At 40.2% G+C, this 16293-nt stretch carries 15 protein-coding genes; all 15 read right to left on the bottom strand.

Features of this window, described 5'->3' with window-relative positions; translation table 11 throughout:
* Positions 1-48: 48 nt before the first annotated feature.
* Positions 49-627, bottom strand: coding sequence for a CDP-diacylglycerol--glycerol-3-phosphate 3-phosphatidyltransferase (pgsA, locus tag TV75_RS03840; protein ID WP_044337334.1), 579 nt, complete (start codon positions 625-627; stop codon positions 49-51).
* 82 nt (positions 628-709) lie between these two features.
* On the bottom strand, positions 710-1603 hold the full coding sequence (locus tag TV75_RS03845; RefSeq protein WP_044337335.1) for a helix-turn-helix domain-containing protein: 894 nt from the start codon (positions 1601-1603) through the stop codon (positions 710-712).
* A gap of 19 nt (positions 1604-1622) precedes the next feature.
* Positions 1623-2414, bottom strand: coding sequence for a DUF3388 domain-containing protein (locus tag TV75_RS03850; protein WP_044337336.1), 792 nt, complete (start codon positions 2412-2414; stop codon positions 1623-1625).
* Positions 2415-2684: 270 nt separating this feature from the next.
* The gene (locus TV75_RS03855) at positions 2685-2942 is read right to left on the bottom strand and encodes a DUF3243 domain-containing protein (protein WP_044337337.1); all 258 of its coding nucleotides are present in this window, start codon (positions 2940-2942) and stop codon (positions 2685-2687) included.
* Positions 2943-3031: 89 nt separating this feature from the next.
* Positions 3032-3748: an elongation factor P 5-aminopentanone reductase gene (ymfI, locus tag TV75_RS03860; protein ID WP_044337338.1), complete on the bottom strand. Its 717-nt coding sequence runs from the start codon at positions 3746-3748 to the stop codon at positions 3032-3034.
* 61 nt (positions 3749-3809) lie between these two features.
* A complete protein-coding gene (gene yfmH, locus TV75_RS03865; protein WP_044337339.1) occupies positions 3810-5099 on the bottom strand; it encodes an EF-P 5-aminopentanol modification-associated protein YfmH in 1290 nt (429 codons plus the stop codon).
* A gap of 2 nt (positions 5100-5101) precedes the next feature.
* Positions 5102-6376 (bottom strand): EF-P 5-aminopentanol modification-associated protein YfmF, encoded by a 1275-nt coding sequence (gene yfmF / locus TV75_RS03870; RefSeq protein ID WP_044337340.1) that lies wholly within the window; start codon positions 6374-6376, stop codon positions 5102-5104.
* A gap of 259 nt (positions 6377-6635) precedes the next feature.
* Positions 6636-7595 (bottom strand): ABC transporter permease, encoded by a 960-nt coding sequence (locus TV75_RS03875; RefSeq protein WP_044337341.1) that lies wholly within the window; start codon positions 7593-7595, stop codon positions 6636-6638.
* Entirely contained in the window at positions 7596-8645 is a 1050-nt protein-coding gene (locus tag TV75_RS03880) for an ABC transporter permease (RefSeq protein ID WP_044337342.1), read from the bottom strand.
* Positions 8638-10173 (bottom strand): ABC transporter ATP-binding protein, encoded by a 1536-nt coding sequence (locus TV75_RS03885; protein ID WP_044337344.1) that lies wholly within the window; start codon positions 10171-10173, stop codon positions 8638-8640. The genes TV75_RS03880 and TV75_RS03885 overlap by 8 nt, the downstream gene beginning before the upstream one ends.
* Before the next feature lie 214 nt (positions 10174-10387).
* Positions 10388-11485 carry a BMP family lipoprotein gene (locus TV75_RS03890; RefSeq protein WP_044337346.1) on the bottom strand — a complete coding sequence of 366 codons (1098 nt, stop codon included), beginning with the start codon at positions 11483-11485 and terminating at the stop codon, positions 10388-10390.
* Between the two features lie 49 nt (positions 11486-11534).
* Positions 11535-12260: a GntR family transcriptional regulator gene (locus tag TV75_RS03895; protein WP_044337347.1), complete on the bottom strand. Its 726-nt coding sequence runs from the start codon at positions 12258-12260 to the stop codon at positions 11535-11537.
* Positions 12261-12685: 425 nt separating this feature from the next.
* Positions 12686-15049, bottom strand: a complete 2364-nt coding sequence (locus TV75_RS03900; protein WP_044337348.1) for a DNA translocase FtsK — start codon at positions 15047-15049, stop codon at positions 12686-12688.
* Positions 15050-15239: 190 nt separating this feature from the next.
* Positions 15240-15446: a YlzJ-like family protein gene (locus TV75_RS03905; RefSeq protein ID WP_044337349.1), complete on the bottom strand. Its 207-nt coding sequence runs from the start codon at positions 15444-15446 to the stop codon at positions 15240-15242.
* Entirely contained in the window at positions 15443-16198 is a 756-nt protein-coding gene (locus TV75_RS03910; RefSeq protein WP_044337350.1) for a ClpP family protease, read from the bottom strand. The genes TV75_RS03905 and TV75_RS03910 overlap by 4 nt, the downstream gene beginning before the upstream one ends.
* Between the last annotated feature and the right edge of the window lie 95 nt (positions 16199-16293).

Raw genomic sequence — 16293 nt, forward strand, 5'->3', positions numbered from 1 at the left:
AAAGAAGGGGATGATTCCAGTTGAATCAATCCCCTTTAATAGAACACCTTATTTCGAATTTACAAATGCTTTTTTGTTATGCTTGAAATAATCCCAGCCTGACCAGATGGTAAAGAACATAGCTACCCAAAGGGCAATGGTCGCAAATGGAAGGTTGATCAGTTCAAAAATGGCATTATGCAGAAGCAGCGCTGAAATAGCGATAATCTGTGCCCATGTTTTGATTTTCCCAAGTTGGCCCGCAGCAACCACTTCCCCTTCCCCGGCTAATACAAGGCGAAGACCGGTTACAGCAAACTCCCTGCTGATGATGATAATAACAATCCATGAAGGAGCAAGACCCAGTTCAACAAGCACAATCAGTGCAGCGGAAACAAGCAATTTGTCCGCTAATGGATCTAAGAATTTCCCCAGGTTAGTCACAAGGTCAAGCTTTCGGGCATAATAACCGTCGATCCAATCGGTTGTTGCTGCAATAATGAATATCAATGCTCCTACAAAATGTTTGACTGGCATTTCTGCCCCAAGAAATATCATGTCACCCCAATTTAATGGGGCCAGCATAATGATTAAAAATAATGGAATTAAAAATATCCTCGAAACTGTAATCTTATTAGGTAAGTTCACCTTTCTACCTCCAATACATATAAAACACATTCTACCTATAGTATGTAAGAAAAAGGAGTTATTAAAACTCCCTCCATCTTAATTATTGTGCTGCTTGCGGTTCGTAGTTAATCACAATGTCCTGCCTCACAACATCAGTGGATGATACTTTATACTCAAGCTGTTTGCCGTTTACTAAAATGTCTGTGTTCGCAGCGTTTCCGATTACAAGATAAGCAAGTTTATCTGAGGAAAAATCAAAGTCCTTTTTATTTCCCTCTTTCAGTAAACCTTCAAACAATAATTCATCCTTGGTGTTATAAACCCCAATCCAAGTGTCGCCTTTAGCCGATAATTGCAACTTGAACTCATCTGCATTTTTAAGGTCATAGGTTGTTTTCTTGCCAGCTGTATTAACTGCCTCCAGAGATTGTTCAGGCTTTTGCTCCTGTTCTTCATCAGCTTTTTCATCCTCTGAAGGTTTGCTTTCTTCTTTATCTTCGGTTTCTACCTCAGGCTTATCGCTTTCAGCGGTTTTATTTTCATCTACCGCTACTTGTTCTTGATTTTCAGACCCTTGTGTCTCCGGAGCTTTATCTCCGACTTTCCCTTGCCAAAACACCCAGACTGCAATCAACGCACCAATGACGAATAATGCTATAAGAAGCTTAGGAAGGAAGTCAAACACTTTGGTAGAGCTTTCTGAAACAGACTTTCTAGATTGGACCCTGGAAAGGGAAACCGGTATTTCATCTTCATAGGTTGTCGGAATTTCATTTTTATGCTCCTCAAAAATAACTTCAGGAGGAAGACCAACCGCTTCACAATACTGTTTAATAAATGCACGAACATAGAACTTCCCAGGCATCACATCATATGCGCCCTCTTCGATTCCAATCAAATAGCGTTTTTGAATCTTTGTTACCTTTTGTAAATCATCGAGGCTATAGCCTTTAGCTTCACGAGCTTCCTTTAAACGATTTCCTAATTCCGTCACTACTTAACACCTTCCAATATTAAAAATCAAAACCTCCAAAATCGGAATTTTGAAATAGATTATTTTGTTCTACTAATTCGTATGTAATTTCTTCATCAGGATCGTTTCTAAGTTCAATGATATAATCAAAATCTTCAAGTGAATATTCAGAGTTTTGAACGAATACATCAGGATGTTCAATTACTTTCACTGCTGGTAATCTCATGATTTCCCTTACAAGCTGCCAATGCTTTTCACTTGCACGCCTGGTTGAAACGATACCGTCAATGATAAATAAATTTTCAGATGAGTACTCGTCTTCAATCAGCTTGCTTCTTATTGTTTGTTTCAACAAAGTAGAGGAGACAAAGAGCCACTTCTTATTTGCACATACACTTGAGGCCACGATGGATTCGGTCTTCCCTACCCGGGGCATCCCTCTGATCCCAACAAGCTTATGTCCCTCTTGCTTAAATAGCTCAGCCAGGAAGTCCACTAATAAACCCAGCTCATCACGAACAAACCGAAACGTTTTCTTATCATCGGCATCACGCTGAATATAGCGGCCGTGACGAACGGCAAGGCGATCCCTTAATTTCGGTTCCCGGAGCTTTGTCACATTAATTGTATCCATCGTTTGTAAAATGGACTCTAACCTTGTGATCTGTTCATCATTATTCGCAAGAAGAAGCATTCCCCTTCTTCCTTCATCCACTCCATTTATCGTCACTATATTTATAGAAAGCATTCCTAATAATGAGGAAATATCACCTAAGAGGCCAGGACGATTTTTTTGAATTTCATATTCCAAATACCATTCTTTGCGTTCCATTGGTTACCTCCTGAAAGATCCGTGACATTTCAATTCGATAAAAATTGACATAATTCGAAAAGTCTTTTAAACATCTAGGTATTATAATAAATGATTTTCCGGTAATAGAAAAGTAAAACCTACATAAATATGTACAATTTCTCATTTTATACCTAAAGGGCTGTTTATTGAAAAGATGCATAGACTGGGCCTAATAAAATGACTCGCGACTCAATTGATTCCTTTTTGAAGAGTATGTATAAGAAAAAGGAGAGGAAAAAATCCCTCTCCTTAACGAGTACCATTGTTATTTACAAGTTTAACCATCATGTTCGCAATGGCATGTTGTTCTTCAGGGGAAGCGACAGACCATAAATCCGCTAACACTTTCTCCTGATCGTTCTTAGCTTCGACTTGATTCGCTAAGTAGTCGCCAATTTGGTATGCTAAGTCAGATACCGTTTCATTTTCCATCCCACCGTGTTGAGCTTGGTGAAGACGATCGCCTAAGAAGTTTTTCCAATCAGACCAGTTATCTAATACAGACATTTGTCATGACCTCCTTTATTGAAATACAACCTTAGTTTGTATCCCGGAGAAAAAATTATGCGCCCTAATCTTTTGACTGAAAAAACTTTTTATGTATGCCAGCCACCATTGATTGAAAGTGTTTGACCTGTAATATAGGAAGCTTTAGGTGAAATAAGAAACTGGATCGAGTCTGCAATTTCGTCCGCTTGAGCAAGGCGCCCCATTGGTATCTCTTCCTCCAAAGCTTTTAAATCTCCTTCAGAAAAAATGTTCATCATTGATGTATCGACGGCTCCCGGAGCAATCGCATTAATCCTTACGCCACTTAAGGCAAGCTCTTTACTTAATGATTTAACAAATGCCAATTGAGCACCCTTCACTGTTGAGTATATAACCTCACAGGCTCCACCAATTTGCCCCCAAATAGAGCTTACCATTACAATATTCCCGTTACGCTCTATAAGCTTAGGCAATAATTTTTGAACAAGAAGCAAAGGGCTTTTCACATGAACGTTAATCATATAGTCCATTTCGTCTTCAGTCTGATCTTGAAACAGTCCCCAGCTTGAATTTCCGCTGCAATAAATAATTGTATCAAGTTGAAAAATATTGTTCACAACATTTCCTACTTCTTTGGGAAGGGCAAGATTGGCTCGAATGGGTATTGCCTCAACCCCATGCTTTTCGATTTTATGTAATAACTCTCTCATAGCTTCTTCATTCGAATGGTAATGTAAATATAAATTCCATCCCTCTTCTGCCAGGCTTAAAGCCGTACTGCTCCCTATTCCTCCTGAAGCCCCTGTTATTAAGGCATATTTCATCTATTCTCACCTCTATGTCTACATAAAGAGAGGAACTACCCTAGAGCAGCTCCCTCCGATATTATGATTTAGGTACTACCTGACACACCGTAAAACGCTCTTCACTAATAATGGCACTCGCAACGGTTTGAATATCATCATACTTCAATGATTCAAGTGTAGGTACAACCTCAAAAAGATCCATTTCATTAAACGCATAGCGTGTAAATTGATTTGCAATAAATTCAGGTGAATTAATGGCCCGTAAAAACGCACCAATTTTCTTTTTCTTCGTTCTTTCTAACCCCTCTTCTGTAAAGAGAGATTCTTGTTTCGCTTTAAGCAGCAGTGATTGTACCTTTTCGGCCAGCTCATCCGGCTTTTCCGTATCTCCACCGACGGTCAGGAACCCAAAGCCATTTTCTTGTGTATAGTCATAGTGGAATGTTTCATCAATCAACCCATCATTGTATAGTTCAGAATAATATGTTGAGCTTTTACCAAATAACATATCCAGGAAAACGTTCATCGAAAGTTCTTGTCTAAGCATTTCCTTGCCTTGCTGATGAGGTTCAGGCGCTTTAAGGCCCACCAGGCACTTAGGGCTTTGTACATTCATCTTAAGGACCTGCTTCTTCTCAGCAACCGTTTCTGGTTCATCATCAAATTTCCGCTTGATTTCAGGCATTTTTTCATAATCCTTCTTTTCCTGATTCGAACGAATCTGATTCATGATTTGATCCGGATCTACAGATCCCACTACAAAGAGGAGCATATTGCTTGGGTGGTAGAATGTGTTATAGCACTGATACAACATATCTTTCGTGATTGGTGTGATGGACTCAATCGTTCCTGCTATATCAATCTTCACAGGGTGATTCTTGTACATATTTTGAATCACGCCAAAGTATAATCGCCAGTCAGGGTTATCATCATACATGGTGATTTCCTGTCCGATGATGCCTTTTTCTTTTTCGACAGTCTTTTCTGTAAAATACGGGTCTTGAACAAAGTCGATGAGCGTTTCTAAATTTCGTTCTACATTGGTAGTACTTGAAAATAGATATGCAGTTCGTGTAAAGGAGGTGAATGCATTAGCCGACGCTCCCTGGCGGCTGAATTGCTGGAATACATCCCCATCTTCTTTTTCAAACAATTTATGCTCTAAGAAGTGGGCGATCCCGTCTGGAACCTTAACGAATTCTTCTTCGTTCAGAGGGACAAAATGATTGTCGATGCTTCCGTACTTCGTCGTAAACGTAGCATACGTCTTATTGAATCCTTTTTTCGGGAGAATATAGACATCCAGTCCGTTAGACATTTTTTCATAATATAAGTTTTCTTGTAGTTGATCGAAGGAAATCTTCTTCATCTTTATCCCTCCATTCCTGTTAAAAAGTAGATGGTATCAAGCTCAACTTTATTTGCTGCTTTCACGATGTCTTCTTTCGTCGTTTTCTCTATCTCATCAAGCCAGTGTTTTAAATCGATTTCTTCATGGGCTACAGCATTATGATATAGGACCTCTACCAACCCACGGGACGTATCTATGGTTTCAAGCAGTTGATTGCGGATGACCGCTTTCGTTTGTTCGATCTCTCCATCTGTAAAGTCTCCATCCTTCATGGCTTGCAGCTGATCATTGATGATTCCGACAGCTTGATCATATTTCTCAAATTCTATTCCAGACATAACCATCAATAATCCTTTGTGACTTTCCAGTCTACTCGCTGCATAGTAGGCCAAGCTCGCTTTTTCCCTCACATTTATGAACAACTTGGAATGTGAAAATCCACCGAATATGCCATTGAAAACCTGCAGGGCAAAGTAATCATCATCGCCATATTGTGTATGTGTCCGGTAGCCCATATTAAGCTTCCCTTGCTTCACATCCTGCTTTTCTTTCACGACGTTTTCCCTTTCTTTTGGTTTCACTTCCGATGAATCCACTTCACGGGGGACCCGTTCGTTTAAATGAAGGAGTTGATCACACAGATTTTCAACTTCCGCAACATCTACATCGCCGATGACATAAAGATCGAATTGATCTTCATTCATGACTTTTTGATAATATTCATATAAACTCTTGGCCGTTATGGACTCTACTTCTTCACTGATTCCATTAACATGAAGGGCAAACCGCTCTCCCTTACACATTTCTTCTACAAGCCGTGAATTAGCGTAACGCATTTTATCGTCATAAACCGCCTGTATTCTTACCTTCTGGTTTCGTTTTTCTTTCTCGACCGTCTTTTTATCGAATTCATTATTTTCAATATGAGGATTTTGCAGCACGTCAGCTAAAAATTCAATTCCTTTTTGGAGTAAAGGTTCTGAGTCCCTCAGAAACTTTTCGTTGGCAATTTCAACTGACATGCTGACCACGTGGTACTCACCCTTCTTACCCAAATCCGTAAAGAAGTTAGCACCATATAATTCATCCAGGTAGGATCTTAATTCCGTTGTACTTGGATAGGTCTTTGTACTGCTTTGCATCACATGGGGGAGTAATCCGCGTAAGGTCACCGTTTCTTGATCTAATGGAGCTTTCATTTTCAAAATCAGACTGTTGGTTTTATACTTATCCGTTTGAACGATATGTAGCGTATACCCTTGTTTCTTTTTTACTACTTCATTTATGGCTGTCATCGTACCGTCCTCCTTAGTTCCACACTTCCGTCATTTTTGAAATCAAAAAAGATATAAACACCCTTATTGTGCGGTATTTATGTATAACTATACATGTAGTGAGATGTTGATTTCAAGCATCTTCCTCTATTGGAAAAATACCCATAGAGTAAACTATTATATGTATGGAAAGTATTCAATATGTTTCATTCTTTTGTTTTCACAAAAAAAAGGTACCTCGAATGTCGAGATACCTTTTTTTGTGCATTGCTCATGGAAATTAACGATTGCCTTTGATGTACGGTGTACCAAGAGCTTTTGGCGCATCTGCACGACCGATGAAGCCGGTAAGTGCAAGGATTGTTAATACGTAAGGCGCGATTAACAGATATACACTTGGAATATTCTCAAATAATGGAATGCTCGATCCGATGATACTTAAACTTTGAGCGAATCCAAAGAATAATGCTGCACCCATGGCACCCAGTGGATGCCACTTACCGAAGATCAGAGCGGCCAAGGCCATGAACCCTTGCCCACTGATCGTCGCATGACTAAAGTCTGACGAAATGGATTGAGCATATACTCCCCCACCCACTCCTGCAAAAGCACCAGAAATGATGACACCGATATAGCGCATTTTCGTTACGTTGATTCCCATTGTGTCTGCTGCCATTGGATGTTCGCCGACCGAACGGAGTCTTAGTCCAAATGGAGTCTTAAACATAATGAACCAAACAATGATGGATACAAGTATGGCTACAAACGGAGGCCAATATGTGTTCGAGAAGAAAATATCCCCAATCACTGGAATTTTATTCAGTAACGGTACATCCACTTTCCCAAATCCTTCAGAAATAATATCTGTTTGACCTTTTCCGTAAATACGTTTTACTAGGAAAAGCGTTAATCCAATAGCAAGCAGGTTGATCGCCACACCCGATACGACCTGATCAGCTCTGAACGTGATAGAGGCAACAGCATGCAAGACTGCCAGTAATGCTCCCATGACCATGGCTATGAGCAGAGCTACCCAAGGAGTTGCATCACCGAATACATCTGAGAAAGCAAGGTTGAAAACGATGCTTGCGAAAGCCCCTATGACCATTAAACCTTCAAGCCCAATATTAACGACACCAGAACGTTCAGAGAACGCTCCGCCTAAAGCAGTGAAAATAAGTGGAGATGCCCATAGTAACGTTGAAGGAATAAGGATTGTCAAGATATCAATAAAGCCCACTTACTTCACCCCCTTTTTACTAAATCGTTGAATCAGATAACGAATCATATAACCAGATGCTACAAAGAAAATGATAAGGGCAATAATAATGTCCACTAGTTCATTGGGAATACCTGCTTCAAGAGGCATATTCAATGCACCTACTTTTAGCCCTCCAAATAATAGTGCTGCGAACACAACACCAATGGCAACATTCCCTCCCAATAGAGCTACAGCGATCCCGTCGAAACCGACCCCTGTAAATCCTCCTTTAATAGAAGCATATCCAAATGTCCCTAAACCTTCCATAGCACCAGCGAGTCCGGCAAACGCCCCTGAGATGACCATAGAAAGGATAATGTTTCCGTTTACGTTCATCCCGGCATATTGAGAAGCATGCTGGTTAAAACCAACAGAACGCAGTTCATATCCGCGAGTCGTTTTCTCTAATAGGAACCACATGATGAATACACACAGAAGGGCAATGAAAACTCCCCAATGCAGGCGAGAGTAATCCGTTAAGCTTTCGAAGAACGGAGACTTAAGTGATGCCGTTTCTGCGATATAATCAGTACGATCTTTGCGCTCTGTTAACACATCCCGGATAATCGCATTCGTGACGTGAAGAGCAATATAGTTCATCATGATTGTTACAATTACTTCGTGTACGCGAAATTTTGCTTTAAGCAATCCAGGAATAAAGCCCCATAATGCCCCAGCTAATGCTGCTGCAATGATGGCAAGGGGCAAATGAATGATTTTTGGTAACTCATCGAAAGCAACCCCTACCCAAACAGCAGCAAGCCAGCCAACAATCAATTGTCCTTCGACCCCGATATTGAATAATCCGGTTCTAAATGCAAAGGCCACAGCCAATCCTGCTAAAATGTATGGTGTCACTTGACGTACCGTTTCACCTATATAGTAGATTTCGCCGAAAATACCTTGCCATAAGGCAGAATATCCGGCAATCGGATCATATCCGCTCACAAGCATGATTATGGTTCCGACAATAATACCTAAAAGGACTGAAATAATCGGGATTAATATATTTGTTAATCGATTAGACATGTGAACTTCCCCCCGTTTCCTTCCTCTTTGATCCAGCCATTAGCAGCCCAAGCTCTTGTTCGGTCGTTTCTTTTGGATTTACGATCGCTACGATTTGACCTTCATAAATAACGGCGATGCGATCACTTACATTCATGATTTCATCTAGTTCAAATGAAAGTAATAGCACGGCTTTCCCGTTATCCCGCTGCTCGATCAGGCGCTTGTGGATAAACTCAATGGCCCCTACATCCAATCCGCGAGTCGGTTGAGCCGCAATCAACAAGTCCGGGTCACGATCAACTTCCCTGCCGATAATCGCCTTTTGTTGATTACCACCGGACAATGCCCGGGCAAGAGTATATTCCGAAGGTGTTCTTACATCAAACTCTGAGATTAGTTTTCTCGCTTGATTGTAAATATTTTTATAGCTTAATACCCCTTTATTGGAATAAGGCTTTTGATAATAGGTTTGTAGAACCATATTTTCACCAATCGGAAAATCAAGTACTAATCCATGTTTGTGACGATCCTGAGGAATATGACCTACTCCTGTTTCATAAATCTTACGCGGTTTCATATTGACTATTTCTTTTCCATTCAGCTTGATCGAGCCACCATCGGTTTTGTGTAATCCTGTAATGGCTTCTATCAGTTCACTTTGACCGTTGCCATCTACTCCTGCAATACCCAGGATTTCCCCAGCTTTCACTTCAAGGCTCAATCCTTTTACAACTGGAACATTGCGATGATCTTTTACGTTTAAATCACGTATCTCAAGTACATTGCCCGCAGGATTTGCTTCTTTTTTCTCAGTCTTAAAGGTTACTTCGCGCCCTACCATGAGACTGGCAAGGTGGTTCGGGTCAGTCTCTGATACTTTCACTGTCCCAATCCCTTTACCTTTCCTGATAACGGTTACATTATCACACACTTCCATAATCTCTTTTAGCTTATGGGTGATAAGAATGATGGATTTGCCTTCTTGAATGAGAGTTTTCATAATTTGAATAAGTTCTTTGATTTCTTGAGGAGTCAGTACCGCCGTTGGCTCATCAAAAATCAAAATTTCTGCCCCGCGATAAAGTGTTTTCAAGATCTCAACACGTTGCTGCATACCTACTGAAATTTCAGAAATTTTGGCAGTCGGATCCACTTTCAAGCCATATCTTTCCGAGATCTCCAGAATATCCTTCTCAGCCTTTTTAATGTCCACTGTTGCACCGGACTTAGGCTCTCTTCCGAGAATAATATTTTCTGTTACAGTAAAGGTATCCACGAGCATAAAGTGCTGATGGACCATTCCGATCCCCAAGTCGTTGGCGATATTGGGATTGGTGATGTTTACTTTCTTACCCTTTACACGAATTTCTCCTTGCTCAGGTTGATAAAGTCCAAATAATACATTCATCAGTGTGGACTTTCCTGCTCCATTTTCACCAAGAAGCGCGTGAATTTCACCTTTTTTGAGCTGGAGGGTAATATTATCATTTGCTACGATGCCTGGAAATTCTTTGCGGATATTCAGCATCTCAATTACATAATCCATTGCTTTTCACTCCTTGCGTAGGATAGGGATATTTATCTAGTAGTTAGAGGTCAGACCTTAACTTGCCAGAAAAAAAGGGTTTCCCCGAATAAAAATCTAAATGAAAGATAGAAAATATTTCTATACTTCAATTAAATTTTTAATTATTGTGAATATTCCTTTTAAAAAAGGGATAAGAGGCCGGCTATCCTTGGCCCGCTTATCCCTATTAAAATTAGTTAGCTGAGAAAGACTCCGCTTCTTTTACAGATTCTGGAACCTTCACATCTCCACTATTAATTTTCTCTTTCCACTCATCAACTTTTTGCATAACTTCATCTTTATTAGAAAGCTCTTCATTTAATTCAGCAAGTCCTACACCGTCTTCTTTAAGACCGTATAAGATTTGTTCCCCACCAGGGAAATTTCCATCTTGAGCTTTTGTTGCAAGGTCTTTAACCGCGTTATCAACACGTTTCAAAGCAGATGTCAGAACAATGTTATGGTCCCCGACTTTACCTTCTGCAGCTTGATCAGAGTCAACACCGATTGCCCAAAGCTCACGGGAAGGATCTTTCTCTTTTAAGTCACGCGCTTCTTTGAATAAGCCGTTTCCAGTACCACCAGCTGCATGGAAAATTACATCTACATCTTGAGAATACATCTTAGAAGCGATCGTCTGACCAAGTTCAGCTTTATCAAAAGCCCCTGCATAGTCCGCAACGATTTCCGCATCCGGGTTAACTGATTTAACACCAGCGATGAAACCAGCATGAAAACGTTCGATAACCGGAATTTCCATACCGCCGATGAATCCGATTTTATTCGTTTTGGTAGCTAATCCAGCTGCTACTCCAGCAAGGAAAGAAGCTTCTTGTTCTTTAAACATGATGCTTGCAACGTTTGGTTGATCTACAATAGCATCAACGATTGCAAAGTGAGAATCTTTTTGTTGTTGTGCAATATCATTGATTGCACCTTCCATAAGGAAGCCGATACCATATACTAAGTCAAAGTCTTGACGAGCTAATGTGTTTAAGTTCGTAGCATAGTCAGCATCAGATTGTGATTGAAGGTAGTCATATCCTTCTTTACCTTTTTCTAAGTCATTTTCTTCACCGAAAGCTTTTAAACCTTCCCAAGCCGATTGGTTGAAAGATTTGTCATCTACTCCACCAACATCTGTAACCATAGCTACTGTAAATTGATCTTCTTTCTTGTTACCTTCACCACTAGATGCACCTTCTTTGTCCTCGCTTGTTCCACAAGCACCTAACAATGTACCTGCAGCCAGAACAAATGACAACGCTAAACCAAATTTACGTTTTTTCACCTAGAGTACCCCCTATTATTGTAATAATTAGTAGTAAGATGGATTGTTTTTATACACGCTTTCTTAATACGTGGAAGCTAAATTTGTCTGACCTGAAATAGTTTACTGAATACAGAATCGGCTCATCGTTTTCATCAAAATGCATTTGCTTTAAAACGAGTAATGCCGTTTCCGGTTCACAATTTAGAATAGGGGAGATTTTATCGTGATAACCCATAGGCTCAATTTGTGCGACGGCATGAGTAATTCTCTTATTCTCTCGTTTTTCTAAAACAGTGAAAATAGAGTTGTCTTCATGGGTAAAATTACGTGGCATAACCTTTTCAGGAATTTTGTCCACACAATACACAACCGGTTCCCCGTTTGCCGTACGAACCCTCTCAATCAGGATCACGTCGTCCTCTTCATCGCAAGTAAACCTCTTCACATCATCCTCAGTAGCTTCTTGAGTTGTTGAGCTTAAGAAAATGGTCCCTGGCTCCATACCAGCCTGCTTAATCATGTTCGTTACACTGTTCAGCTGCTCGATACCAGAAGTAAAGAGCGGTTTGGCATTTACAAATGTACCTACCCCATGACGTCTTACGATGACACTTTCTTCCTCAAGAATTCTGAGAGCTTCACGGAGAGTAGCCCTACTCACACCTAGTTGTTTGGAGAGATCAAATTCAGATGGGAGTTTTTCTTTTTCTTTGTAAACCCCCGCCTCAATATCTTTCTTCAAACGGTCAATCACTTGTAAGTATAAATGTCGATTGTCTGTTTTTATTGTCACTGGAACCACCACCAAATTTTCTCAAGACATCAGACCTCTGATGTATATCTTTCCTACTAATCGAAAATACTATAACACTTTTCTTTTCATAAATAAATAGCATTGTGTGATTTTGTCGAAAAAAATGATTAGAATGACAATTTAAAATCCTTTTTTGTTAATAAATAGTAATTTTATTGTGATGTATAGGTTTACAAGGAGTGTTTTTACAGATATTTTACAAAATGAAGAGTTTTCATTTTCATTCTTTACAATAGTTAAACAATGGCATTACATATGAAAACGCTTTTAATAGTATAACACATTGGTGGATAAACTAGAATAATATAAAATGAATCGTATTCATATTAAGCTTTCTTTCTTAATTTCAGACAAAAAAAAGGTGTGTAACCCCAATTATTTTTAATAGGGTAACACACCTTTTACTAAGAGCTTTGCTCTTCAGAAGGTTTACCGATTAAGACTGTTCTTGGCTTACTTCCTTCATAAGGTCCTACGACTCCTCTTATTTCCATTTCATCAATCAACCTGGCGGCTCTCGTATAACCGATCCTGAACCTTCTTTGAAGCATGGATACGGAAGCAGTCTGCATTTCAGCGATTAGCTGAACTGCATCATTGTATAGTTCGTCTTCTGCTTCGCCCGTTTTCTCATCTTCTTGAATTTCATCAGGGATCATTTCTTCCTGATACTGTGCCTTTTGTTGTGAAATAACAAAATCAACGATTTCCTCTACTTCTTCATCAGATAAAAAGGCGCCTTGAACCCTTGTAGGCTTTGAAGCCCCTACAGGCATAAAGAGCATGTCTCCTCTGCCCAATAGTTTTTCAGCACCCCCTGAATCCAAAATGGTTCTGGAATCGGTTTGAGATGATACGGCAAACGCAATCCGTGATGGTATATTCGCTTTGATGACCCCTGTTATAACATCTACTGAAGGACGCTGGGTCGCAATAATTAAATGAATCCCTGCGGCACGTGCCATCTGTGCGAGTCTAGTGATGGCATCTTCAACATCGTTTGAAGCTACCATCATCAAATCGGCTAATTCATCTACTATGACCACAATGTATGGAAGTAGCGGCTGCTTTTCTTCGTTCTCGAGATTCTGTCTCTTAACATAGTCGTTGTAGCCTTCAATATTTCTTGTTCCTGTGTGAGAGAACAATTCATATCTCCGTTCCATTTCGCTTACAACCTTTTTTAATGCCTGTGAAGCTTTCTTCGCATCGGTTACAACGGGAGCTAAGAGGTGCGGCACCCCGTTATATACATTTAATTCTACCATTTTCGGATCTATCATCATGAGCTTAACTTCATGTGGCTTAGCTCTCATTAGAATACTGGTGATGATTCCATTGATACATACACTCTTTCCACTCCCTGTAGCACCGGCTACAAGTAAGTGGGGCATTTTATTCAGTTCTGCAAGTACGGCTTCACCCGTAATATCGCGTCCTAAACCAATCTGAAGCTTTGCATCAGGTTTATTATGTTCCTTTGCTTCAAGTACTTCTCGCAAAGAGACCATTGCTACCTCTGAGTTAGGAACTTCGATACCGATAGCCGATTTCCCTGGAATAGGGGCCTCGATTCGAATATCTTTAGCCGCTAGAGCCAATGCTAAATCATCACTAAGATTTACGATCCGGCTTACTTTCACTCCAACATCAGGGTGGACTTCATACTTCGTGACTGCGGGGCCCAAGTGGACTTGGGTTACTTTTGCTTTCACCCCAAAACTTTGGAAAGTCCGTTCCAACTTTGCTGCATTGGCGTGAATCAATTGATATTCATTACTTTGATCTGTTTTTCTGGGACTCTTTAATAAAGAAATAGATGGAAGTTTATAATCCTTATTTTCAACTTCAGTAAACGTGATCGGAGGTGCAGAATCAGCTTCTCCTTCTGAATCAGGCATACCTTGAGCTTTAGCATCTTCTTTTTCATCATTTATTCCAGCTCCTGCAGACGCCTGGTCTTCTTTAGTCTGAGTCCCTCCGTAAGCACGTTCTGCGAAGTTTGAGATAATCGGTTCTCTCGTTTCCTCTTCCTGAGGCAGCACCCGTTCACCCGCTTCCTCCTGTTTCATTGGAACTTCTTTCTTTTTCTTTTCTTTTACTTCTTTTTTCTTCGACTGTTCTTCTTTCCAATCACTCATATCTTGTTTGAAAGCCGACCATTGACCACCCAAGAATGCACCAAAGCGCTTCCCTGCTCTCCCTAACACATCCCCGATGGATTTTCCTGTCACTAATATTATGCCGATCATTATGAATGTTGCACTAACAATTCTTGCTCCTTGAGAGTCAAATAGAAAATAAGAAACGGCAAATAGAACGCTCCCTATCATTCCTCCTCCAAGATCCGATGTACTCGTTTCACCACCAATATCCATCCAATACAAATCCCACGTATTCATGATGACACTTGGATTATCAAAAGAACCATTATTTGAGAGTAAATCAAATAATTTCACATGACTCAATAGTAAGAAACTCGCAATAATGATGTAAATCCCTATAAGTCTCCGACTAAACAACATAGGGACGTCCCGTTTAATCATGAGGTATCCTGCCACATACAGCATCCACAAGAGGGCTACCATATACCATTCACCAAGAAAGAATCGATAGAAATACACCAATGCTTTGCCTACAGCTCCAAGCTCAATGATGGAAATCAAACTGAGGGCAGCGAGGATCATGCCTGTTATTTCGTATTTAATGGTTTGTTTTAAGGTTGAACTCGTTGAAGATCGTTTTTTTCTTCTTTTTCGTTTTGCCAATCCATTTCACCTAAATTCTTTTGAAGTCTTTCTTCTTATGTACATAAAGATGAAGAAAGGGCTGATCCTTTGGGGCAATATATGTGCCTAAGGTGTCAGACCCTTCCCGTTAACTTAAAGTATCATTATGATTGTCTCTTCCAGTAATATTATAGCATAACCACTATTTCGGGAAAATCCTCTTTCTCTCTTAATTGTTGATAAATTCACCCGGGCATATCTGATCTTGGAGATAATGTGCAGGGTCACTGCTCATCACCCTGACTATTCGATACCGGTTTTCTTCCTGCTGGACAAGGATAGGGACACCCTGATATTCCATCATCATTTGACCACTGAATTCACTTGAATCTGTTGGAAATACAAGGTCATTGGGAACCACTGTATAAAGGATCATTGAACCAACCCCTCTTGTTGATCAGATTGCTTTTTCATCTCAATTAGCTCGTTGATCTTCTTTATGGCCGTTCCAATGCCCCCGATTCCATCTATCAACCCGTATTCAACGGCATCGTCCCCTACCACATTCGTACCAATGTCCCGTGTAAGGTTACCTTTTGCAAACATCAGATCTTTAAAATCCTCTTCTGATATGTTGCTGTGCTTCGTTACAAAACTCACTACCCGATCCTGCATTTTATCCAAATACTCAAATGTCTGCGGTACCCCGATCACTAATCCCGTCAAGCGAACCGGGTGGATCGTCATGGTAGCAGTACTGGCAATGTAGGAGAAATCGCATGAGACGGCAATCGGTACACCAATACTATGCCCTCCTCCTAATACAACGGAAACTGTAGGTTTAGAAAGGGAAGCGATCATTTCAGAAATAGCGAGGCCAGCTTCCACATCACCCCCTACGGTATTTAAAATCACTACCAATCCTTCTATTTTCGGGTTTTGTTCGATTGCTACAAGCTGAGGGATAACATGTTCATACTTTGTTGTTTTATTTTGGGGTGGAAGCTGCATATGTCCTTCTATTTGACCCACTATCGTTAAGCAATGGATATTGGAATCCTGTGAGAGTTGGGGGACATTGGTTTGCCCTAACTGCTGAATCTTTTCCATTAATCCTGATGGTTTATCTTTACTATCATCCTGGCCTTTATTTGGTTGTTCCTGCATACGTCCATGACTTTCTTCCATGAAAACATCTCCTTTTCATTTGCATTCTCTTGTTATTATTTTAATAAGGGAGCGTTTTCATACTTTATAGTTTAGGTACAAATAATAAAAGTGAG

The organism is Rossellomorea aquimaris, assembly GCF_000935355.1.
GTDB classification, from domain to species: domain Bacteria; phylum Bacillota; class Bacilli; order Bacillales; family Bacillaceae_B; genus Rossellomorea; species Rossellomorea aquimaris_B.

What these genes read in the sequence shown, in the direction of transcription:
- TV75_RS03850 (WP_044337336.1), bottom strand. Translation starts at nt 2,414, where the DNA reads ATGGAACGCAAAGAATGGTATTTGGAATATGAAATTCAAAAAAATCGT.
- TV75_RS03855 (WP_044337337.1), bottom strand. Translation starts at nt 2,942, where the DNA reads ATGTCTGTATTAGATAACTGGTCTGATTGGAAAAACTTCTTAGGCGAT.
- ymfI (WP_044337338.1), bottom strand. Translation starts at nt 3,748, where the DNA reads ATGAAATATGCCTTAATAACAGGGGCTTCAGGAGGAATAGGGAGCAGT.
- yfmH (WP_044337339.1), bottom strand. Translation starts at nt 5,099, where the DNA reads ATGAAGAAGATTTCCTTCGATCAACTACAAGAAAACTTATATTATGAA.
- yfmF (WP_044337340.1), bottom strand. Translation starts at nt 6,376, where the DNA reads ATGACAGCCATAAATGAAGTAGTAAAAAAGAAACAAGGGTATACGCTA.
- TV75_RS03880 (WP_044337342.1), bottom strand. Translation starts at nt 8,645, where the DNA reads ATGTCTAATCGATTAACAAATATATTAATCCCGATTATTTCAGTCCTT.
- TV75_RS03885 (WP_044337344.1), bottom strand. Translation starts at nt 10,173, where the DNA reads ATGGATTATGTAATTGAGATGCTGAATATCCGCAAAGAATTTCCAGGC.
- TV75_RS03905 (WP_044337349.1), bottom strand. Translation starts at nt 15,446, where the DNA reads ATGATCCTTTATACAGTGGTTCCCAATGACCTTGTATTTCCAACAGAT.
- TV75_RS03910 (WP_044337350.1), bottom strand. Translation starts at nt 16,198, where the DNA reads ATGGAAGAAAGTCATGGACGTATGCAGGAACAACCAAATAAAGGCCAG.